24 protein-coding genes and 1 pseudogene are annotated in these 20,980 nt (G+C 66.0%); 3 read left to right on the forward strand and 22 right to left on the reverse strand.

Annotated elements, in window-relative coordinates; all coding sequences use genetic code 11:
• Nucleotides 1-30 precede the first annotated feature (30 nt).
• Nucleotides 31-885 (forward strand): alpha/beta fold hydrolase, encoded by an 855-nt coding sequence (locus DAD99_RS07185; protein ID WP_193340955.1) that lies wholly within the window; start codon nt 31-33, stop codon nt 883-885.
• Between the two features lie 34 nt (nt 886-919).
• Nucleotides 920-1,756, forward strand: coding sequence for an alpha/beta fold hydrolase (locus DAD99_RS07190; protein ID WP_193340956.1), 837 nt, complete (start codon nt 920-922; stop codon nt 1,754-1,756).
• An 87-nt stretch (nt 1,757-1,843) separates the two neighbouring features.
• Here the strand turns inward: DAD99_RS07190 and DAD99_RS07195 are convergent, their stop codons facing one another.
• A complete protein-coding gene (locus DAD99_RS07195; protein ID WP_193340957.1) occupies nt 1,844-3,319 on the reverse strand; it encodes a DHA2 family efflux MFS transporter permease subunit in 1,476 nt (491 codons plus the stop codon).
• 253 nt (nt 3,320-3,572) lie between these two features.
• The gene (locus DAD99_RS07200; protein WP_193340958.1) at nt 3,573-4,205 is read right to left on the reverse strand and encodes a TetR/AcrR family transcriptional regulator; all 633 of its coding nucleotides are present in this window, start codon (nt 4,203-4,205) and stop codon (nt 3,573-3,575) included.
• A gap of 127 nt (nt 4,206-4,332) precedes the next feature.
• Here DAD99_RS07200 and DAD99_RS07205 point away from each other — a divergent pair, with 127 nt between their 5' ends.
• Nucleotides 4,333-4,614, forward strand: coding sequence for a hypothetical protein (locus DAD99_RS07205; protein WP_193340959.1), 282 nt, complete (start codon nt 4,333-4,335; stop codon nt 4,612-4,614).
• A gap of 70 nt (nt 4,615-4,684) precedes the next feature.
• Here the strand turns inward: DAD99_RS07205 and DAD99_RS07210 are convergent, their stop codons facing one another.
• From DAD99_RS07210 to DAD99_RS07305, 20 genes and pseudogenes are all read right to left on the reverse strand, one after another.
• Nucleotides 4,685-5,410: a GAF and ANTAR domain-containing protein gene (locus DAD99_RS07210; RefSeq protein ID WP_185262260.1), complete on the reverse strand. Its 726-nt coding sequence runs from the start codon at nt 5,408-5,410 to the stop codon at nt 4,685-4,687.
• Between the two features lie 9 nt (nt 5,411-5,419).
• Nucleotides 5,420-6,115 carry a GAF and ANTAR domain-containing protein gene (locus tag DAD99_RS07215; protein WP_185262259.1) on the reverse strand — a complete coding sequence of 232 codons (696 nt, stop codon included), beginning with the start codon at nt 6,113-6,115 and terminating at the stop codon, nt 5,420-5,422.
• Nucleotides 6,116-6,240: 125 nt separating this feature from the next.
• Nucleotides 6,241-6,498: a hypothetical protein gene (locus DAD99_RS07220; protein ID WP_193340960.1), complete on the reverse strand. Its 258-nt coding sequence runs from the start codon at nt 6,496-6,498 to the stop codon at nt 6,241-6,243.
• Nucleotides 6,479-6,700: a hypothetical protein gene (locus DAD99_RS07225; RefSeq protein WP_193340961.1), complete on the reverse strand. Its 222-nt coding sequence runs from the start codon at nt 6,698-6,700 to the stop codon at nt 6,479-6,481. The genes DAD99_RS07220 and DAD99_RS07225 overlap by 20 nt, the downstream gene beginning before the upstream one ends.
• Nucleotides 6,701-6,990: 290 nt before the next feature.
• Nucleotides 6,991-7,917: a pantoate--beta-alanine ligase gene (locus DAD99_RS07230; protein WP_193340962.1), complete on the reverse strand. Its 927-nt coding sequence runs from the start codon at nt 7,915-7,917 to the stop codon at nt 6,991-6,993.
• A gap of 1 nt (nt 7,918) precedes the next feature.
• Nucleotides 7,919-8,809 (reverse strand): Rossmann-like and DUF2520 domain-containing protein, encoded by an 891-nt coding sequence (locus tag DAD99_RS07235; RefSeq protein ID WP_193340963.1) that lies wholly within the window; start codon nt 8,807-8,809, stop codon nt 7,919-7,921.
• Nucleotides 8,802-10,358: a PH domain-containing protein gene (locus DAD99_RS07240; protein ID WP_193340964.1), complete on the reverse strand. Its 1,557-nt coding sequence runs from the start codon at nt 10,356-10,358 to the stop codon at nt 8,802-8,804. Before DAD99_RS07240 ends, DAD99_RS07235 begins: the two co-directional genes overlap by 8 nt.
• The gene (locus DAD99_RS07245; RefSeq protein ID WP_193340965.1) at nt 10,355-10,867 is read right to left on the reverse strand and encodes a PH domain-containing protein; all 513 of its coding nucleotides are present in this window, start codon (nt 10,865-10,867) and stop codon (nt 10,355-10,357) included. Before DAD99_RS07245 ends, DAD99_RS07240 begins: the two co-directional genes overlap by 4 nt.
• Nucleotides 10,848-11,381 carry a DUF3180 domain-containing protein gene (locus DAD99_RS07250; protein WP_193340966.1) on the reverse strand — a complete coding sequence of 178 codons (534 nt, stop codon included), beginning with the start codon at nt 11,379-11,381 and terminating at the stop codon, nt 10,848-10,850. The genes DAD99_RS07245 and DAD99_RS07250 overlap by 20 nt, the downstream gene beginning before the upstream one ends.
• 3 nt (nt 11,382-11,384) lie before the next feature.
• Nucleotides 11,385-11,924 (reverse strand): 2-amino-4-hydroxy-6-hydroxymethyldihydropteridine diphosphokinase, encoded by a 540-nt coding sequence (folK, locus tag DAD99_RS07255; protein WP_193340967.1) that lies wholly within the window; start codon nt 11,922-11,924, stop codon nt 11,385-11,387.
• The gene (gene folB, locus DAD99_RS07260; RefSeq protein ID WP_193340968.1) at nt 11,921-12,280 is read right to left on the reverse strand and encodes a dihydroneopterin aldolase; all 360 of its coding nucleotides are present in this window, start codon (nt 12,278-12,280) and stop codon (nt 11,921-11,923) included. The genes folK and folB overlap by 4 nt, the downstream gene beginning before the upstream one ends.
• 11 nt (nt 12,281-12,291) lie before the next feature.
• Nucleotides 12,292-13,212, reverse strand: coding sequence for a dihydropteroate synthase (gene folP, locus DAD99_RS07265; protein WP_193340969.1), 921 nt, complete (start codon nt 13,210-13,212; stop codon nt 12,292-12,294).
• 10 nt (nt 13,213-13,222) lie between these two features.
• Nucleotides 13,223-13,867 carry a GTP cyclohydrolase I FolE gene (gene folE, locus DAD99_RS07270; protein WP_193340970.1) on the reverse strand — a complete coding sequence of 215 codons (645 nt, stop codon included), beginning with the start codon at nt 13,865-13,867 and terminating at the stop codon, nt 13,223-13,225.
• Nucleotides 13,868-13,877: 10 nt separating this feature from the next.
• On the reverse strand, nt 13,878-15,944 hold the full coding sequence (ftsH, locus tag DAD99_RS07275) for an ATP-dependent zinc metalloprotease FtsH (RefSeq protein WP_185262247.1): 2,067 nt from the start codon (nt 15,942-15,944) through the stop codon (nt 13,878-13,880).
• Between the two features lie 177 nt (nt 15,945-16,121).
• The gene (locus DAD99_RS22015) at nt 16,122-16,328 is read right to left on the reverse strand and encodes a GH32 C-terminal domain-containing protein (RefSeq protein ID WP_309233219.1); all 207 of its coding nucleotides are present in this window, start codon (nt 16,326-16,328) and stop codon (nt 16,122-16,124) included.
• Between the two features lie 11 nt (nt 16,329-16,339).
• Nucleotides 16,340-16,630 (reverse strand): annotated as a pseudogene (locus DAD99_RS07285) (glycoside hydrolase family 32 protein); the annotation flags it as partial.
• 74 nt (nt 16,631-16,704) lie between these two features.
• Complete coding sequence (locus tag DAD99_RS07290; protein ID WP_193340973.1) at nt 16,705-17,748, reverse strand: LacI family DNA-binding transcriptional regulator; 1,044 nt, start codon at nt 17,746-17,748, stop codon at nt 16,705-16,707.
• A gap of 327 nt (nt 17,749-18,075) precedes the next feature.
• On the reverse strand, nt 18,076-18,627 hold the full coding sequence (gene hpt, locus DAD99_RS07295; protein ID WP_185262243.1) for a hypoxanthine phosphoribosyltransferase: 552 nt from the start codon (nt 18,625-18,627) through the stop codon (nt 18,076-18,078).
• Between the two features lie 30 nt (nt 18,628-18,657).
• Nucleotides 18,658-19,728 (reverse strand): tRNA lysidine(34) synthetase TilS, encoded by a 1,071-nt coding sequence (tilS, locus tag DAD99_RS07300; RefSeq protein WP_193340974.1) that lies wholly within the window; start codon nt 19,726-19,728, stop codon nt 18,658-18,660.
• A gap of 114 nt (nt 19,729-19,842) precedes the next feature.
• A complete protein-coding gene (locus tag DAD99_RS07305) occupies nt 19,843-20,976 on the reverse strand; it encodes a zinc-dependent metalloprotease (protein WP_193340975.1) in 1,134 nt (377 codons plus the stop codon).
• Nucleotides 20,977-20,980: the final 4 nt, after the last annotated feature.

Genomic DNA, 20,980 nt, shown 5'->3' on the forward strand with positions numbered 1-20,980 from the left:
GAGCCTTGCCGCGCGCCTAGGATGGGGAGCGTGAAAGCACAGGAAGTCCCCACGCACGACGGCGGCAGGCTGGCTTTGTACAGCTACGGAACCGAGGATGCGCCGGGAGAACGCCGTGTGGTGGTCATCGGAGGGGCCTTCCTCACGGCCCTGATCTACCGGCCGTTCTCGATGGCTTTGGCCGACGGGCTGGGCGACGGGTGGGCAGTGGACGTCTACGACCGGCGTGGGCGGGGCAACTCCACCGAGCAGCCGGCGGATTATTCCATGGCCACGGAAATTGCCGATGTCCGCACGGTCATGGATGCAACGGGTGCCCGCAACGTCCTGGGCCACAGCCTGGGCGGATCAGTGGCGCTGAACGCCGTCCAGGAGTTCGTAGGCACCTCATACGAACCGGACAAGCTGGCGGTCTACGACGCCGCAGTCAATATCGACGGCAGCATCGACATGTCCTGGCTGGACGAGTTCGAGGCCGCGGTGAACGCCGGCCGGGTGGGGCATGCCATGGCCCGAATGAAAAAAGGCATGCAGCCTGGCACCGCGCTCTCGAAGATCCCCGAGCCTGTCCTTGCGGGGCTGATGGCTGTGGTATCGCGCACCAAGGTGAACAAGATGCTCCGGGACCTGATGCCAACCGGCGTGGGCGAACTGCGGGCCGCGTACGGCGAAGCCGAGCATGCAAGGAACTTCGCCGTCCTGCCCGCCAACACGCACTTTATGGTGGGCGGTAAGAGCCCGAGCTACTACAAGGTCACGGCCCAGCGACTCCACGCGGCCGTCCCGGGGAGCACCTTCGAGCTCTCACCCAAGGGCTTCCATGGCTCCATTCCGGCCGCAGTTAAGGAACTTGTCGCTGACATCGCGGAATACTTCAAGGGCTGAGGCTTTCCGCAGGTTGCTCGGCTAGGCTCGGATCATGACGAGCGAGAACATCAAGACCCCCGACGGCGGCACGCTGGAGCTCTTCTCCACGGGTGCTGAACTGGTCTCCGCCGGTTCCGGCGTGGTTGTGGTACCGGCCTCCATGGTGACCGCGGCCGACTACACAAAGTTCGCGCAGAAACTCAGCACCGCGTTGGGCCGCCCCGTGCACACGTTCAACCGCCGCGGCCGCGGATCTTCCTCGCCGCAGGCCGACGATTACACGCTGGACGGGGACATCCGGGACCTGGATGCCGTGATGAAACACACGTCCAGCACGGACGTCTTTGGGCACAGCTTCGGCGGCGCGGTGGCCCTGCACGCGGCCCGGACCCTTCCGGTGGAGCGGCTGGCTGTGTATGACCCCGCCGTGTCCGTGAACCACAGCGTGAAGGCCGACTGGACTGCCGAATACGAACGCGCCACGGCCGCCGGGGACGACGACCGCGCCTTGGCCGTACTGCAGCGCGGGCTTGAGGCAGGCGGAGCGTTCTCATCCCGCATGCCACTGTCCATGCTGACCTTGGCCAACAAACTCACCGCGGGCACTTCCGAAGGCAAGCAGCAGCGTGAACTGATGCGCACCGGCGTCCGGGAAATCAAGGCCATCATCGCAGCGGACATGCCGGCCGAGCCGTTCCTGGAGCTGCCCCTGGAAACGCTGATTATTGTGGGCGAGAAGAGCCCTGCGTACTTCGGTGTTGCCTGCGGCCAGATCCATGATGTCCTGTCCGGCTCCAGCTACACCATCCTGCCGGGAGCCGGCCACGACGGCGTCCTCCGTGCACCGGACAAGCTCATCACCGAGCTGAGCGACTTCTTCGCCAGCTGACCCCATCCAAAGCAACGCGGGGTCACCTACGGCCCGTTCCGGTGGGCCGGATGGGCGTAAAGTGACCCCGCGTTTGGTTAAGAGTGGTCAGTGGCCGGCGCCGTGCCCCGGGGCGGCGCCGTCTGTTTTCCGCATCATCGCAGAGAGTACGACGGCGGCAAGGGCTATCACGGTTGCCGTCAGGAACGCTGCACTCATGCCGGCAACGAGCCCCGACGCGGCCGAGACCACGGCAAAGATGGACACCAGCAGCGCCGTTCCGGCGGCACCGGCTACCTGCTGGGCGGTGCTCATGATCGCCGAGCCGTGAGAGTAAAGATGCGGCGGCAGCGGGTTCAGGCCGGTGGTAAATGCCGGCGTGAACAGCAGCGCCAGGCCGAAACTGAGCCCCACGTGGAGGGTGATGATCCACCAGACCGGAGTGCCGGCGTCGAGCATTGAAAACTGCCACAAGGCCAGCACCATCAGCACGGAACCGGTAACGGTGAGCGGCAGCGGGCCCACTTTGTCGAACAGCCGGCCGATAAACGGGCCCAGCAGGCCCATCGCCAGGCCACCCGGAAGCAGCGCGAGACCCGTCTCCAGCGAGCCCAGGCCGCGGATTTCCTGCAGGTAAAGCGGCAGCAGGATCACGCCGCCGAAGAGCGCCATCATGGCCACCACCATCAGCAGCACGGAGACCGTGAACATCCTGAAGTTGAAGGCGCGGAGATCCAGCAGCGGGGCTTCGGACTTCTGCAGCCGGAGCTGGCGGAGCACAAAGACCGTCAGGCTGGCGACGCCGATGACGAGCGCGGCGATGGCCATGGTGCTCGGCCCGCTTTGGCCGCCATGGCCGCCGATCTGGCTGAGGCCATACACCAAGCCACCGAAGGCAGGAACCGTGAGGAGTACGGAGAGGAAATCGAGCTTGGTCTTCTCGGTTTCACCCACGTTCGTCAGGTACTTGGCGCCGATGGCCAGCGCGGCCAGTGCGACCGGCAGGACGAAAACAAACATAAAGCGCCAGGTGAAATGCTCCAGGATCAGCCCGGAGACAGTGGGGCCCATGGCCGGCGCCACCGAGATGGCGATACTGACGTTGCCCATGACGGCGCCGCGCTTGGCCAGCGGGACAAGGGTGAGGATGGTGGTCATCAGCAACGGAAGCATGATGGCGGTGCCGCCGGCCTGGACGATGCGGGCCAGGAGCAGGACCTCAAAACCGGGAGCCACCGCCGCCAAGGCCGTGCCGCCGGCGAACAGACCCATGGCCAGCATAAAGACGGCCCTCGTGGACAGGCTTTGGAGGATGAACCCGGTGGTGGGGATGACCACCGCCATGGTGAGCATAAAGCCGGTGGAGAGCCATTGCACGGTGGGCGCGTCCACACGCAGGTCAACCATCAGCCGCTGCAGGGCCACATTCATGATGGTCTCGTTCAGGATCACCACAAAGGTCGCCACGAGCAGGGTGGCGATGATGGTCACCGATTCGCGGGACATCTTCTCCGGCGCGGCCGACGGCGCCGCCGCTACCGGCCCGGGCTGCCCGGAGGCGTTCGAAGAGACTTCTGTAGACATGGGTGTTCCCTCAGGGATTAAGAATGAAGTGGCTCGCGAGCATCGTCGCTGCAGATTCCAACACTCTACCGTCCGGACTAATTCCGGGACACGGGTTTATTCTTCGGCACGGGCTTTGATCCAGCAGGCTGCCTCGGGGCCCGGCCGGATTAACTGAACTCCTGCTGATTCCTTGCAATCCGGCGCTTGGCGTCGAGGAACGGAGCATTCGTGGGCGGGGCTTAAGTGGCCATTCGCGCGGGAGGGCCGGTTGTCAGCTGCGGTGGTGCTCGATCAGCCAGCCGGCCATCTGCTGGGCCCGCTTCGCGGCCTGGGTGTCGCCTTCGGTGGCTGAGACGATGGACCCCTTCATGAGGATGTGCCAGGACCGGGCGAAATCCTCCGGGCGGTCCAACCCGGCCTGCTCCGCGAGGGCCTGCACGTGGCCCCTGATCCTGGCCAGGTAATCGATGCTGGCCTGGCCGAGCGGATGGGCCGGGCCCATTTCCAGCAGGACGTTGATGAAGGAGCAGGCTTCGAAGTCGTCGCGGAGGAACCAGTCGCCGAAGACGTCGAAGATAGCCAGCAGTTGTTCGGCGGGGGTTGTGCCGCGCAGTTTGGCCTGGCCGACGATGGAATCAACTGTCCATAGCTGGTCCCGCTGCTCCAGGAACGCCAGGACGAGCGCGTCCTTGGACGGGAAGTGCCGGTAAAACGTTGCCTTGGCCACGCCGGAACGTTCGATCAGTTCGTTAACGCCTACGTCCCGCACCCCACGGCGGGAAAACAGTTCATAAGCCACAGCCAGGATCCGGCCCCGGGAATCGGCAGGAACAACTGCCGCCTCGGCGGGTAAATCCGCAGGAGACAGGGCGGGCTCTGCAGCGTGGTCTGCATCGAAAATCATCGTAGGAATAGTTTACTCCAGGTGCAGACAGACCAGTCTTACTCGCTGTAATGTTTTTCCCAACGCAGTGCTATGACGCTGACGGGACCCTCAAAAGGCCTTGTCGGCTTGGTGCAAGGAGGCCCCGATGTCAGCAGAGCGAACGTTCGATTTCATCCCGTGTGCCGACACTGACCCGTGGATAGAAAGTACGGCTGCGTCCGCCGAGGTCCGTTACTTCGCCCGGGAATCCCTGCGGTGGCAGGCGCAGGAAATCATTGATGAAGTGCTCCGCGGAACATCCCCCGGCGAGGAACTTGCCCGGGCCAGGCTCCGCCGTTGCGTCGCCCGGAATCCCGGCAAACCCGAGCGCGCACTCCTGCAGCAGCTGATGATCAACCGCTACCCGCAGGGTGAATCAACGCAGTAGAGCAACACGCTCCTGCGCCGCAATGTGCGCCCGCCCGCGATTCAGCATGAGGCACCCGCAGTAGAAAGGCTTAGAGCGGCCGGCCTTGCAACGTGAGGCTGCGGTCCACAATGCGTCCGGCGGTCGCATGCAGGCTCTGGCTGTTGGCGCGTGCATGGCTCCGCAGCAGGTTGAACGCTGCGTCCATGTCCACCCCGGCCGTATGGGCAATGACGCCTTTCGCCTGCTCAATCAGCACACGGGTGTTCAGTGCCAGCTGGAGCTGCTCGTTGACCAGTGCCGCTTCCCGGATGGTGCGTTCCTGCATCAGGCTGATGGTGGCGACGTCGGCAAGGGCCTGGCCGATCGCGGCATCCTCTGCGGGCAGGGAACCCTCCCGGGCGCCAAACAGACCCATGGCTCCGATAATCCTGCCGTGAATGCGCATGGGCACTGCATGAACGGAGCGGAAGCCCTGCGACAGCGCGGCTTGGCGGAAGCCCAGCCACTTGGTAAGCCCGGCGATGTCGTCCACGGCAACTGCCGCCCCGGTCAGATAGCACTCTACGCACGGACCGGCTCCGGCTTGCAGCTGGAGCACCTCGACCAGTTGACTCTGCTCGCTGGTGGAGGCGACAACCTGCAGTTCTCCGCTGGGATCGGCAAGCAACAGACCAGCGGCCGCGACGTCAAGAAGGCCCACCGACTCCTCCACGAGTGTGTGCAGTAGATCCACGACGTCGTAATCGGCCACCAGGGTGTCAGTGAGCTTGACGAACGCCGCACTGGCGCGCTCGGCGCGGGTACTGGTTACCATGGCCCTATTTTACTGCAGGGCAGGGCCGCCGGCCCTACCCTTGTCGGTGTCGAAGCTGAGCCTTCTTTCGAGCACAGCGGCGGCTGTCTCCCCCAACGTGAAGTCATTTGCAAAAGCGTAGGCACGCAACAAAAGCAAGGATTCCGCTGCCGTAGCACCAGACTGCGCCAGGACCATCCCGGTGGCCTGGTGAATCTCGCGGCGCGACGTAAGCGCCGGCTCCAGAACTGGATCCGTATCCGGTGAGCTGAGGCTCAGAATCTTGCGCAGGAGGTACCACGATGTCCCCCTGGCAAGTACGGCCGCCATCGACTGGTCCGACCGGTTCAGGTTTCCACTAACGGCGTGATATAGCTCAACGACACCGAGGTCCATCGCGCCCACTGTGAGTGGAAAAACGAACAGCGCGGCTGCGTCCGTCCCTGCGATCGCCTGCCGGAACATGGGCCATTCGTCGTCGGCGGTGGATTGTGCGTCGGGGACCAGCACGGGCAAGCGGGTCTTGTGGGCCCGCCACCGCGGGCCTTCGCCGAGATTGAACTGCAGTTCATCCAGGCGGGAGGCGAGTTCGTCGCTGGCGGAGACCAGGGTCTCCGCGGCGGCTCCGCCGAAGAGCGACACCGCGGCACCCGTTATGGGCAGCTTCTCCAGATATGGAGCACACACGTTCTGGTCACCGGCAACCATATCGGGTGCAATGTCCATGGTGAGCCTCTGATCCCTGAATCATCCCGCGGTAAAGATTCGGCTGCAGTCTGAACCGGAACGGCGGAGTTGTCACCTCAAGGATACCTATTGCCGCGAACCCGACGATCGTCAATGACAGGGCCTCAGGCCGGCCCTTCCTGGCTGTAGCCATTTACCACTTCTGAGGTGGCCATCAGATGGGCCTGCAGCGCCCGTTCCGGTGCGCCCGGGTGGGCGGCCACACACCTGCGAAGGCGCCATTTGTGCTGGTCCAGATCCGGCGACGGGTCCTCCAGGATGGACGTGATGATTTCGTACGCCTGCCATCCGATCGGTGTGATTCTGTCAGCATAAAGATCAGAGGACAACACGGCCTCCACCTTAGGGATCGTGGCGCTCATGGGTCTCTCCGAAAGGTACAGCCTCGCTGACCGATACGGTATAGGTGTCGTGCGCGTGGCGGGTTACCAGAATCCCGCACAGGGCAATGCTGGAGGCGTACTGGCGGGCCAGGTCAACGGCCGAATTCAAATATTCGTCCAGGACGGACGCGTCATTCACTTTGACGAGATAGGACAACCCGTCATCTATTGTGCGGATCATTGGATTTGCTCCTGATTTGAGCGTGGCCGGTCGGCCACGTGAATGGGGAATGCAGGTGGGCGTCCCGCTGGCCGTGCATGCGGCTGCGCTGGACAGACAGAAGCCGGGCAACACAAAAGGCCGGGGCTAACTGCAGAGGATGTGTGGGGTGCCCTGCGTGGAACGGGTCCTCCTGGAGTACGCCGAATAGGGCGATGCCAGGGTCTGGGGCAACAATTTCAGCATAGCCCATACGCGGAAAGACGGACAGAGACCCGAGGCCTTACGCGCCCGGAGCCGGGCGCAACATGTCAGCTGCTGAGCGGCACGTTATCGATCAGCCGGACAGGCCCCACCTTGGCCGCGATGATCGCCAGGCCCTCGCCACGGAACGGGACTTTCCGGCAGTTTTCGGCCAAGGGCTCAAGGGTTCCGGGATCCACTACGTCGAAATAATCCAGTCCGACCAATGGCTGGGATTCCACTAAAGCCTGGGCGGATTCCAGATCAAGCGGCTGGTGGGCGTCCGCCCGCTCCGCCAGGAGCCGCAGCGCCCGCGACAACACCAGAGCGGCTTCCCGTTCCTCGTCTGATAGGAACCGGTTGCGGCTTGAGAGGGCCAGCCCGTCCTCGGACCGGACCGTGGGAACGGCAACAATTTCGACCGGGAAGTTCAGGTCCGCCACCATCCGTCGCACGAGAGCCAGCTGCTGGGCATCCTTTTGCCCGAAGTAAGCCCGGTAGGCCGGCAGCGCCCCGCCGCCGGAGGCAAAAGCACCGGCAGGCGGAAGCCCTGAACCTGGGAGGCCGTAGTGCAGCAGTTTGGCAACCACAGTGAGGGCGCCGTCGAAATGTCCCGGCCGTGAGGCGCCTTCCCATTTCTCCCCCAGGGAGCCGGCGGTCACACGCACCAGCGGCTCGCCGCCGGGATAGACCTCTTCCACCGGCGGCGCAAACACGAGGTCCACGCCCTGTTCTTCCAGCAGGGCACAATCGGCGTCAAGGGTCCGCGGGTACCGGTCCAAATCCACCGCATCGCCGAACTGCAGCGGGTTCACAAAAATGGACACCACCACTACGTCGTTCTGTTCAACGGCGGTCTGCGCCAGGCGGGCGTGCCCTTCGTGCAGCGCGCCCATGGTGGGCACAAGGCCCTGGGATGTGCCCGCCTTCTGCGCGAGCAGCCGGGCGCTCGCTTCGCGGAGCCCTGCGGCAGTTGTCACCAGTTGCGTGGCCATGTCAGCTCTCCTCTTCCAGGGCCGCGTGGATGGCCCCCACTTGATCCGCTTTGAGCAGCCCCCGGCTGCTTGCCCGCCGTGCTGTGGCGCGGGCCATGGCAAGGTAAGCCTCCAGCACATCGCCATGCGCACCGGCGTCGTACTCCCGCAACGCCTCAGCGTGCGCCGCCACTGTCCCCACATCACCGCGGGCCACCGGCCCGGTCAGCGCCGTTTCCCCGGAGGCGAGCGCGTTTTCCAGCGTGGCCCGCAGCAGAGGCCCCAGCATCCGCTCCGGCGCGTCCACGCCAACGTCGCGGAGCAGCTGGGAAGCCTGCGCCACCAGGGTGACCATATGGTTCGAGCCATGGGCCAGCGCCGCGTGGTACAGCGTCCGGTCCCCTTCGGCGATGGCCACGGGCTCGGCTCCCATCTCAACGACCAGCGCCTGCGCAATGGGCAGCATCGCGGCGTCCGCCGTAACGCCGAACGTGCAGTCCAGCAGGCGCGTCAAATCCAGGCTCATACCCGTGAACGTCATAGCAGGGTGCAGAGCCAGGGGAATGGCTCCGGCGGCACGCACCGGGCGGAGCACCCCCACGCCGAATCTGCCTGAGGTGTGCGCCACGATCTGGCCGGGCTGCCACGCCCCGAGTTTGGCGAGGCCGTCCACCAGCCCGGCCAGGGCATCGTCCGGCACAGCGAGGAGCACCAGTTGGGACCGTTCCACAATCTCCTGGATCTCCAGGATGGGCACGCCCGGCAGCAGCGTCTCCGCACGCTCACGGCTGGCCTCAGACACTGCGGAAACCCCGACGACGGCGTGCTCGGCCGAGCGCAACGCCGCACCAAGGACGGCACCCACTTTCCCGGCACCGATGATTCCGACGCCAAGGCGCCCGGGCTTAGCCACGTTGCGGGCCTTCCTGTTGGGGACTTTGTTGCGGCACCGGGGTTTGGGCCGGCACAACCACAGGGGTTTCGACGGGCGCCACCACCGGTGCGGGAACCACGGTCGCCAGCCATTGTTCGCTGGTCTGCCGCTTGCGGGCGAGCCGGGCCCTGGCGGACTGGGCATTAAAAAGGGCCCGGGCCTCGTCAAGTCCGGCCTGGGTGAGCCGCGGCGAAACCGGCCCCGCCGTGGTGTGCAGGACAAGGTCCGCCACACGGAACCGCCGTGCGAGGGGGCCTTGGTGCAGTGCCATTGACTGGGTGCGCTGGTGCGGGACCACCACCAGTTCCCGCCACCACCGGCCCGATCGGATCAGCAGGGCGGTGTCAGTGGTGGCGAAGCCGTTGCGGCGCCAGCCCAGCGGCGCCAGGAACCGGGCACGGTGCGGCGTGGTGACAAATCCGCCGTCGGAATCCAATCCCGAGAGCCCGGCAGCGAAGATGCGTCCGGGCTCCGGCGTCCCCGGATCCGGCAGCACGAGGCCAAGCATGGACATCACTTCGGGCAGCTTGCCCACGGGCAGCAAAGTGGTCCGGGACGCCGTCTCGCCATTGCTCCCGGCAGCGCCGTACCCGGCCACGTTGACCTGGATCCGGTACCAGCCGAAGATCCGCCACAGCGGGGACTGGGCTACCTTCAGCGCCTGGACCCTGCCCGGGGGCAGCGTCTGCGCCTGCGTGTCCAGCAGTCCGTAGCGCAGCCGGATCCCGTCCGGCGAAATGGCGGCGGTGAAGTTGTAGCCCTTGTTAAAGGAGCCCCAGTAGCTGGCTGCAAGGCCCAGCACCGCCGGGATCAGGTAGAAGTAGAAGCCGCGGTTCTCCGTCACGGCGGACAGGACCACGGAGGCGATGCCGCCCACCACCACAAAAAAGCTCTGCTCGCTGAGCAGCAGCGAACCGATAAGGCGCGACGGCGGCACGGACAGGACCGGATGTTCGGGCGCCTCCGGCGCGGCCTCCTGTGGCCGGGCCGGGTCCGGGACCACGCCTGCGGCCCGTGCCAGGATGGTGGCCCGGAGCTGGCGGGCGTCGTCCATCCGCAGGTAGGCCAGTTTGACGGCCGATTCGCCGGCATCGGCAACCTCAAACTTGAGTTCGGCAAGGCCGAAGATCCTGGCCAGCAGGGGCTGCACGATGTCGATGGCCTGGACCCGGTCCAGCCGGGCCTGCCGCTGCTGGCGGAAGAGCAGACCGGAGTTGACCCGGACGTACCCTTCGGAGATCTGGTACTTGGTGAAATACCAGGTCAGGATGAAACCCAGCACGGTCACCACCAGGACGATGCCGCCGCCGGCCACCAGCCAGGGTGCCCGGCCGGCGAAGTCCTGCTCGGAGACCGGACGGCCCTGCAGCAACCGCTCGAAAAAGTCCCGCCCGAAGAAGAATCCAATGGCCGCCAGTGCCACCCAGCCGCGCACAAAGGGGGAGGCCGGGTGCACACGCAGCCACTCGCCGTCGGGCGCTGCCGGAACCGCACTCGGTGCGCCGGCCTCCGGAACGTTTGCCGTCACAGCCCTGCCAGCCTCGCTTCACCGCGGGCGGCGAGCTGCTCGCGCAGGCGTGCACCCTCCGCGGCGGGCAGGCCGGGGATGCTGGCGTTGGTTCCGGGTGAGGCGGTGTGGAGTTTGAGCGTGCAGAGTCCCAGCCCGCGTTCCACCGGGCCCACGCCGATATCCACGTACTGCATCCGGCCGTAGGGAACCGTCATGGTCCGTTGGAAGAAAATGCCGCCACGGACCAGGAGGTCATCGTCGCGCTCGGCGTAGCCGATAGCGCGCACCTGCCGTGGGATCAGCAGCAGGCGCCAGACGGCCAGGACCAGGGTCACGGCCGGGACGGTGATGGCGAGCCACAGGGGCGGCCACCGCCACCAGCCGAGCAGGACAAAGATGAGGGGCAGGGTCAGGACAACCACCGTGATCAGGTTTCCCAAGGCCCACTGCACCAGCCGCACGGTGACGTATTTCGGGGACACCCGCTGCCAGGTAATGCCTGGTGGATCAATCGCCTCTGTACGCATATTCGCCTTCCCCGGCGGCTTCGCCGCGTACCCCGCGGCCGGGTTTCCCGTCACCGGGGGTTGCCTCGGTGTCTTCGGGTGGGATCTTGCAGAACCGCTCCACCAGCAGGCCGACGACGATCATCACCAGGCCGCCGGCAGCGATCGCGACTGCCACCCAGGTGATGCCCTGGTCGCTGCGCAGATTCCAGATCCGCAGCTGGTCCAGGAAAATCCCCGCGTGCCAGCCCAGCAGGACGGTGCCCGCATAGGCGCACGCCTGGGCGAGCACCAGGGTCCGGGCGGCAAGGATCGGGTCCAGGGCCTTCTTGCGCTTGGTGCTGTTGCGCCACCGGAGCACGCGGACGCCAAGCACTAATGTGATGGCAACAATCACGCCCATAGTGGCCAGCGCGGTGGCCGGAAGGACCGGGGTGGCCATGCTGTAGCGCGTGGTCACCACCGTGGCCGACCAGCCGGCCACGGTCAGGACCAGGCCGATCAGCAGCAGGCGGACAGGGTTGACGGGTTTCACTGGTTACTCCACCGCCCCGGCCGTGGGGACGCCGTCGTAATCGCCGAAACCGTCAAATGGGGCGAGATCGCCAAAGTCGGGGGCGCGGGCAGCCAGCTCGCTGATGCGTTGCCCGCCCAGGGTGGCCGCGGGCTCGATGAGTGACCACGGATACAGCACAAAGGCGCGTCCGGCGGCACGCGGGTGCGGCAAGGTCAGGACCGGATCGTCACTGATGAGGTCGCCGTAGGTGATGATGTCGACGTCGAGCGTCCGCGGCCCCCAGCGCACTTCACGAACCCGGAGGTGCTTGTTTTCCACGGCCTGGCAGTGCTTCAGCAGCTCGGCCGGGGACAGCGTGGTTTCCACTGTGATGATCATGTTCAGGAAGTCAGGCTGGCCGGCTGGGCCGCCCACGGCTTTGGTCTGCACCACCGGGGAAACGGCCTGCAGGCGAACCTCCGGCGGGTCCACCAGATCGGCAACGGCCTCGGACAGGGTGTCGTTCCGCTCGCCCAGGTTGCTGCCGAGGGCCAGGACGGCTTTGGTGTACCCGCCGCTCATGGCCTCTCCCGGTGCACGCTGACGGCCACATCGCCGAAGGGCACCTCGATGGGCGCCTTGGGCTTGTGGACGGTGATGTCCACGGCCTGGATGGTGAATTCGGCGAGCAAGCCATCCGCGATCCGGACGGCCAGTGCCTCGATCAGGTTCAGCGGCTCCCCCGTGATCCAGTCCGTGATCCGCTCAGCCACCTCGCCGTAGTGGGCGGTGTCCCGGACGTCGTCGGATACTGCGGCTTTGGCGAAGTCCAGATGCAGCACGGCGTCCACTACAAACGGCTGGCCCTCACGGCGCTCGAAATCAAAGACTCCGTGATGGCCGACGGCGGTGACACCGCTCAGCATGATCCTGTCCATGGGTGCCCGGCCTAGGTGGTGGTAGGGGCGGCGGCCATCCGCGCAGCCACCTTGACGGCGTCAAGGCTGGGACCGACGTCGTGCACACGGACGGCCCAGGCCCCTCGGGACGCGCTGATCGCGGTGATGGCGGCCGTGGCGTCGTCGCGTTCCTCCGGGACGGCGGACTTGCCGGCTACCGTGAGGAGTGTGCCCAGGAAGCGCTTGCGGGACGCGGCCACCAGGAGCTTGTGCCCCAGGCTGTCCAGCTGGTCCAGGTGCTGCAGAAGCTCCCAGTTCTGGGCGTCGTTTTTGGCGAAGCCCAGGCCCGGGTCCACGATGATCTGCTCTTCGCCCACCCCGGCTGCATAGAGCTTGTCGCGGACGCCGGCCAGTTCAGCCACCACTTCGCCGGCAACGTCCTGGTACTGGGCCAGGGAGTCCATAGTGCGGGCGTCGCCGCGGCGGTGCGTGAGGACATACGGCACCTTGGACGCGGCTACGAGCTCGGCCATCTCCGGCTCGATGGTCAGCCCGGAAACGTCGTTGATGATGGCGGCGCCGGCCTTTAGGGCAGCAGCGGCCGTAGCGGCGTGCGTGGTGTCGATGCTGACCAGGGCGCCCGCCTTGACCAGGGCTTCGATGACTGGGATCACCCGGCGCTGTTCTTCCTCCAGGGTTACATCCTCCGCGCCGGGACGCGTCGATTCGCCGCCGACATCGATGATGTCCGCTCCGGCGTAGAACATCCGCAGGCCCGCCGCGATGGCCGTGTCCGCCGTCGGGTGCTTTCCGCCGTCGCTGAAGGAGTCCGGGGTGACGTTCAGAATGCCCATCACCAGGGTGCGGCCGGTGGGCAGGTCCGCGAATGTCGCGGCCGGGCGCGGTTTGCGCAGGATGGGCAGCGGAGATGTCGCGGGCCCGGTTCCCGGGGCTGCAGCGAGTGAGTCCATGGTCTGTTACTTACCTTCCGAGGATGAGGCTCATGGCTTCGGCACGGGTGGCCGGGTCATGAAGCTGCCCGCGGACCGCGCTGGTGACGGTCTTTGCTCCGGGCTTGCGGACACCGCGCATTGACATGCACATGTGTTCGCATTCGACAACGACGATCGCGCCACGCGGCTTGAGGTGGCTGACCATTGCTTCGACGATCTGGGTGGTGAGCCGCTCCTGCACCTGGGGGCGCCGGGCGTAGATATCCACGAGGCGTGCCAGCTTGCTGAGCCCGGTCACTTTGCCGTCGTGGGAGGGAATGTAGCCGACATGGGCAACCCCGTGGAACGGCACCAGGTGGTGCTCGCACGTTGAGTAGAACGGGATGTCCTTGACCAGGACCAGTTCTTCGTGGTCCAGGTCAAACGTGGTGGAGAGGACGTCAGCGGGATCGTGGTGCAGTCCCGCGAACACCTCGGCGTAGGCCTTGGCCACCCGCCTGGGGGTGTCTACGAGGCCACCGCGGTCCGGGTCCTCGCCAATGGCCAGGAGGATTTCACGGACGGCCGCCTCGATCCGGGGCCGGTCCACCTTCTCGTGCTTATTGTGGTGGGATCCGTCCTCCGCCGGGTGTCCGGCGGAGGCGGATGCGTCGTCGTCGTCGATGTGAGTCACAGGAGAAAGCTTAGCCGTGCGTGGCGTCAGGCCCCGAGTCGGGGATGCCGCCCTGGAACGCAGCGTCATCCGGGACACCCTGCGGGTGCGGCGGCAGCGCATCCAGCGGTTCCTCGAGGCGGGCTTCCTTGGCTTCCTCCTGGGCTTCGCGCTCAGACTTCTCCAGGCGGGACTCCACAGGGCCGGCCTGCTGGACCGGACGTGTTTCCTTGGACAGCCACACCTCGCGGAAGTCACGCTTGCGGATGTCCGTGAAGATGTGCGCGATCTCGGCCTGGTTGAGGGTCTCCCGTTCCAGGAGTTCCAGGGCCAGCTGGTCCAGGACGTCCCGGTTTTCGGTGAGGATGGCGTACGCCTCGTCATGCGCCTGGTCGATCAGGCGGCGCACTTCCTCATCCACCACAAAGGCGATCTGGTCCGAGTAGTTGCGCTCGTGCCCGGCGTCGCGGCCCAGGAAGGGTTCGCCGCCGCCCTGGCCCAGGCGTACCGCGCCGACGCGCTCACTCATACCGAACTCGGTGACCATCTTGCGGGCCGTGGAGGTGGCCTTTTCGATGTCGTTGGAGGCTCCCGTGGAGGGATCGTGGAAGACGATCTCTTCCGCCACGCGGCCGCCCATTGCGTAGGCCATCTGGTCCAGCAGTTCATTGCGGGTGATGGAGTACTTGTCGTTCTCCGGGACCACCATGGTGTAGCCCAGGGCCCGGCCGCGGGGGAGGATGGTGATCTTGGTGACCGGCGCCGAGTTCCGCAGGGCAGCCGCCACCAGGGCGTGTCCGCCTTCGTGGTATGCGGTGATTTTGCGTTCGTGTTCCTTCATCACGCGGCTGCGCTTCTGCGGGCCTGCCATAACGCGGTCGATGGCCTCATCGAGGGCGCGGTCATCGATGAGGTTGGCGTTGGAGCGCGCGGTCAGCAGGGCTGCCTCGTTCAGGACGTTGGCGAGGTCTGCACCGGTATAGCCCGGAGTCTTCTTCGCCACGGCCTTGAGGTCAACGCCCGGGGCCATCGGCTTGCCCTTGGCGTGCACCTGCAGGATCTGGTCGCGGCCGATCAGGTCCGGGGCGTCCACCGAGATCTGTCGGTCAAAACGGCCGGGACGCAGCAGGGCCGGGTCCAGGACGTCGGGGCGGTTGGTGGCCGCGATCAGGATCACGTTGGTCTTGACGTCGAAGCCGTCCATTTCAACCAGCAACTGGTTGAGGGTCTGCTCGCGTTCGTCGTTGCCGCCGCCGATCCCGGCACCGCGGTGCCGTCCGACGGCGTCGATCTCGTCAACAAAGATGATGGCCGGAGAGTTGGCCTTGGCCTGCTCGAAGAGGTCGCGGACACGGGACGCGCCCACGCCGACAAACATTTCGACGAAGTCCGAGCCCGAGATGGAGAAGAACGGCACGCCGGCTTCGCCGGCGACGGCACGGGCCAGGAGGGTCTTGCCGGTTCCCGGAGCGCCGTAGAGCAGCACGCCCTTGGGGATCTTGGCGCCCACGGCCTGGAACTTGGCCGGTTCCTGCAGGAACTCCTTGATTTCCTGGAGCTCCTCCACGGCCTCGTCCGCACCGGCTACGTCAACGAAGGTCACCTGCGGCATGTCCTTGTTGACCATCTTGGCCTTGGACTTGCCGAACTGCATGATCTTCGAGCCGCCGCCCTGCATCCGGGTCATCAGGAACCAGAACAGCGCACCGAGCAGGATGACGGGGATAAGCAGCGAAAGCAGGCCGGAGAACCAGTTGCTTTCGATCGGCTGGTCCGTGTAGCCGTTGGCGGGCTTGGCAGCCGTGACGGCCTTGACGACGTCGGTGGCGCGGGCGTCGACAAAGAAGAACTGGACGCTCTTGCCCTTGTCCTGCCCGTTGACATCCAGGTTGTCCTTGAGGGTCAGGTCAACGCGGTTTTCGCCGTCGAAGATTTTTGCCTGCTCAACCTTGCCGCTGTCGGCAAGGAGCTCAAGGCCCTTGTCCGTATCGATCCGTGCCGCACCACCGGGAGCCAGTGTTGCAAAAGCCACAAGGAGCATGGCGATCACAACAACGATCCAGATGCCCGGGCCCTTCAAGAAACTCTTAGCTTTCATCTGTTCGGGGGCTGGCCCCGTCCCTCCTGGTAGTGCTGCACGGCGAGTGAGTCTGCGCGCGTGTGGTCCTGCATCAGCTACTAGCTATACACCGTTCGGAGTAATTCACGCACGGTGCTGCGCAAAAGTTCCCTCTGGGCGTAGCGGGATGTGGACGGTAAAGCGGAACTCCGCAGGTCAGCTGGCTGCGGCGACAGCCAGTTTCCGGAGGATAGCCGTGCCGGTCTCGGCAAACACGGACGAACCCTTGCTTCCAACGCGCGGGAAGACCAGGTCGGTCAGGACCACTTTCCCACCCTGGGCAAACACCTCAACCGAGCAATGGTCGACGACGATGCGCAGCCTGAGCACGCCGTCCTCCAGGGGCACGGGGGCGGACTCCACGGACGCGAAGACACCACAACGCTGCCGGAGTCGATGTCCTCGGCATCGTCGCAGGCGATAGCCACGGGTTGTTCGGTCCAGTGCACCAGGTCAGTGGACGTTGCCTGGCCCCAGGACATGGTGCCCCACACGTTCCCATCCGGGTTGTTCTGGTAGTAGAGGTGGTACGTACAACGGTAAAACACCAGGCCGTTGGAGTCATTGAGCCAGGTGTCCCGCGCCGTGTAATGGAGTGCTGGACGCAGGTGCGGCGTTCCGGCCGGGTCCGTCTGCGGGCGTGCGTCATCAAGGCAACTGGACATCGGTGGCGGGTCCTTTGGTCTGGTGTGGGTAGGTTCTGGCCTTGGCCCTTGTAACTGGCCTATCGCAACAGCGGTCAGCGCGTGGGTGCCGCCACCGAATCGCGCCGCACCGGCGGGCAGTCCAAGATGGTCGGGTGGAGCGCCATGAGGGCCAAATCCGTCTTGCCCTCGATGGCGTCGATCAGGTTATCGGCGGCCCAGGCACCCATTTCGTAGTGCGGCAGGGCCACAGTGGTCAGGGCCGGGTACAGGTTCGCCGCGATGAGCTCCTGGTCATCGAAGCCCACCACGGACAGGTCCCCGGGGATGGACAACCCAAGCTCCGCCGCGGCGCGGTAGGCGCCCATGGCCATCCGGTCGTTGTAGCAGAACAGCCCGGTGGGCCTGTCGTCGCGCCGCAGCATCCGGCGGGCCGCCTCATAGCCTCCCTGCACTTCGGAGACCTCCGATTCGACAGGTGCCGCGTCGCCGTCGAGCCCTGCCTCCGAAAGTGTGGCCCGGAAGCCGCGGAGGCGGTCCCGGGTGGCGGGGACATCGTCGGTGTTGTTAAGGAAGCCGATGCGGGTGTGGCCGGCCGCCAGGAGGATTCCGACGGCGGCACGGGCACCGCCCTCCTCGTCCGGCACCACGGCGGTGATGCTGCCGCTGGTGCTGACGGAGTCCACCAGAACGGACGGCACGCTGCCAAGGTTGACCGGCACCTGCACCTGGCGGTGGTACATGGTGGCGTAGAGGATGCCGTCGACGCGGCGCTCGAGGAGGGCCTCGACGTCGGCGTCCCTGGTTTCGGGGCTCGCGGACCCGGACGTGTTGATGATCATCAGGTTGTAGCCGCGGGCACGGGCGGCCTCGTCCGCGCCCAGGATGATGCGTCCTGCATGGGGTGTGGTGGCGATGTCCTCGCTGACCAGGCCAAGCATCCCGGTCCGCTGGGTGCGGAGCGCCTGGGCCAGGCGGTTGGGACCGTAGCCGAGCTGCTCGGCGGCCGATTTCACCTTGCCCCGGGTTTCCGGGCTGATCCGTGCGTACGACACGGCATTGAGGACGTGGGAAACCGTGGTCACAGACACGCCGGCGGCGACTGCTACTTCCTTGATACCGACTGATCTATTGGTCATTGGTCTTCCACGTCCTGATGGTGTTGGTGCGGTACCAGTAAGGCTACAGACGGGTAATCGCTTCCCTGGCATGGCCAGGGCCTGAACAGGTTACTGGGCCACAAGTGCATACGCCGCCTACATACCGACCGCGGGTGTGGCCCTAAAGGCGTTAGCAGCCCTATCTGCAATAACTTGTGCGTCACCCTGCCTCCGCCAATGCCCGGGCTTCCCGCCCTTATCAGGTTCCGGGCGACGCCTTAAGGTCCAGACCCGGTAGGTTCGGCAGCTTAAATGCCGGCGGCGGCCTCCGAAGAGGCCGCCGCCGGCATTGCCGTGCCTGGATCTTTACTCGTAAACGTGCGGGGCGAGCGTGCCCACGAAGTCCAGGTTGCGGTACTTCTCGGCGTAGTCCAGGCCGTAGCCCACCACGAACTCGTTGGGGATGTCGTAGCCGACGTACTTGACGTCGATCTCCACCTTGGCGGCCGTGGGCTTGCGGAACGCGGTGCAGATCTCCACAGAAGAGGTCCCGCGGGATTCCAGGTTGGTCTTGAGCCAGGACAGGGTCAGGCCGGAGTCGATGATGTCTTCGACGATAAGAACGTCCTTGCCCATCAGGTCCGTGTCCAGGTCCTTCAGGATCCGCACAACACCCGAGGACTGGGTGCCGGAGCCGTAGGAGGACACTGCCATCCAGTCCATCGAAACGTGGCTGTGGAGCGCGCGGGCGAGATCGGCCATAACCATCACAGCGCCCTTGAGTACACCGACCAGAAGGATTTCGCGGCCTTCGTAGTCCTTGTCGATCTGCGCAGCGAGCTCAGCGATCCGCTGTTGGATCTGTTCCTTGGTGTAGAGAACGTGCTTGAGGTCTGCCTGGACGTCGTTTGAATCCACCAATGGCTCCTGTGTAGATGCGGGGTGCGACTATTCTTGGGGCGGTTTTTGAGGCCGGAATACTAGCTTCCCACAGCGGGCCGCTTCACGGGGAACGGGGGCACCGCCGTCGGGCCCGTCCGGGGTCGCGGGCCGCGTTTCCGCCGCGTCCCGCTGGGCCAGCTCGGCGAGGGACAGCCTGTACACGCTCACACCGCCGGGCAGCTCCACGGGACCGGCAGAACCCTGCCGGCGCAGCAGCGCTTCCGCTGCCAGAAGGCGCTGGTAGCTGGGCTGTTGGCCCCCGACGTCGGCCGCTGCCTTGGCGATGACCCGGAACCTGATGGCTGGGGAAAGTTCCCCCAGGGCCTCCTCCGGAAGGCCGACCTCGAATCCGGACCGCTCGGCCAAGGCAGCAAATGTGCGATCTGCCACGTCCTCCAGATAGTCAGCGTCCAGCTGCAGGATGGACGCGGTCCGGGCCAGCGATTCAGCCACGCCGGGTCCGAGTTTTTCCTCGAGCAGCGGCAGTACTTCCACCCGGGTCCGGGAGCGGGCAAACGACGGGTCCGAATTGCTGGGATCGTGCCAGGGCTCAAGGTCCTCGACGTCACAGATCTCCAGGGTATCCGCGCGGCGCAGGCCCAGGAACGGCCGCAGCAACAGGCCGCGGGCAGGCCGCATGCCGGCCAGCGAGCGTGTGCCGGAGCCGCGGGCAAGCCCCAGCAGGACCTGTTCGGCCTGGTCATCCAGAGTGTGCCCGAGCAGGATAGCGGTGGCCCCGTAGTCCCTGGCCGCAGCCTCCAGCGCTGCGTGGCGGGCATCCCGGGCGGCGGCTTCCGGCCCCATCCCGGCGCTGGCGACGGTAACGGTCCGGAGGTCCACCGGGGAGAGGCCCAGTTCCTTCAGTGTCTGGACAGCGACGGCAGCCACCTGGGCCGAGCCTTCCTGCAGCTGGTGGTCAACCACCACCGCGCCCACCGTCAGGGCGTGCCCGTCAACGTGGCCGCGGCGGGCAAAATAGGCCGCCACCGCCGCGAGGGCCATCGAATCGGGACCACCGCTGCAGGCCACCAGCACGTGCTCCGGATAGCCGGCCTCTGCCAGGGCGTTCTGGACCATTTTGCGCGCCTTGCCGACGACGGGCGCGAGCCTGCCGGGCCGCCGTCGTCCGCGTGAAGCCGTACGGGCGTCCGGAACCCCTGGGGCGTCCGGCACATTGGGGGCGTGGGGCACCTACAGGCCCATCCGGTCAACCCATTGCTTGGCGTCATGGATTTCGGGCTCGGTGGGGAGGTTTTCGGCGGATTCCCACACCCGGTTGAAGCCCTCCATGCCGGCCACAGCCACGACCGAGCGGACAAATTTTGCGCCGTCGGAGTACTGGCGCATCTTGGCGTCCAGGCCCAGGAGGTTGCGGATGAATTTCTCCATCACGCCGCGGTCCTTGCCACGGTCGGTGAAGCGCTGCCGGATGGTCCTGACGGAGGGGACGATGCTGGCGTCGACGGCGTCCATCACAACGTTGGCGTGGCCCTCCAGCAGGCTCATCACGGCCGTCAGGTGGGACAGTGACGCCTTTTCCTCGGGGTTCTGCAGCAGGTCCAGGATGGCGCCGCGGCCGGGAGTATTGCCGGTGGCGGTCCGGTCCTTGAGGGACCGTGCGGCGGCGGACGCGCGCTCCATCAGCGAATCAACGTTGCCCAGCAGGTGCCCGCTGAGGTTGTCGATCTCGGAAAGCATGTGGTGGCGGAGCCAGGGCGCGGCGGCGAACTGCACCCGGTGAGTCTGTTCGTGCAGGCAGACCCAGAGCCGGAAATCCTCCGGCGCGACGTTGAGTTCGCGCTCCACAGCCACGATGTTGGGCGCCACAAGAAGCAGGCGGCCGGCGGCGGGCGCTTTGGAACCTTCGGCCAGCGCGGCGAAGGGATCGTACTGGCCCAGGACCTTGCTGGACAGGAACGCCAGGACAGCGCCGAGCTGGCTGCCCGTGATGGCGCCGCTGACGCTGGCCGCCGCCGGGCTGACATTGCCGCGGCGGCTTTCGAGCATTTTTTCCATCGCGGGTTTGAGCATCACGGCGAAGCTCTGCGTGTTGGCCTTGGCCCAGCTGGCCCGGTCCACCACCAGGACAGAGGAGTCGCGGAGGTCCCTTGCGGCTTCGAGGCCCGTGATTTCGTGGACGTGCGGGACGGAGGCGTCCGCGAGGCGGCGCAGGCTGTCCACCGCTTCGCCGATTTCCGCCGAGTTGAGGGTGGGCCCCGCGGAGGCCAGCCGGGCCGCTGTGGACGCGGCCAGGTCCCAGTTGATCAGGGCCTGGGCCGGGCTGGACGATGCCGGGGCTGACGAATCACGCGCAGTGGACTCCATAGTC

Source organism: Pseudarthrobacter sp. AB1, assembly GCF_014926485.1.
Lineage (GTDB): Bacteria > Actinomycetota > Actinomycetes > Actinomycetales > Micrococcaceae > Arthrobacter.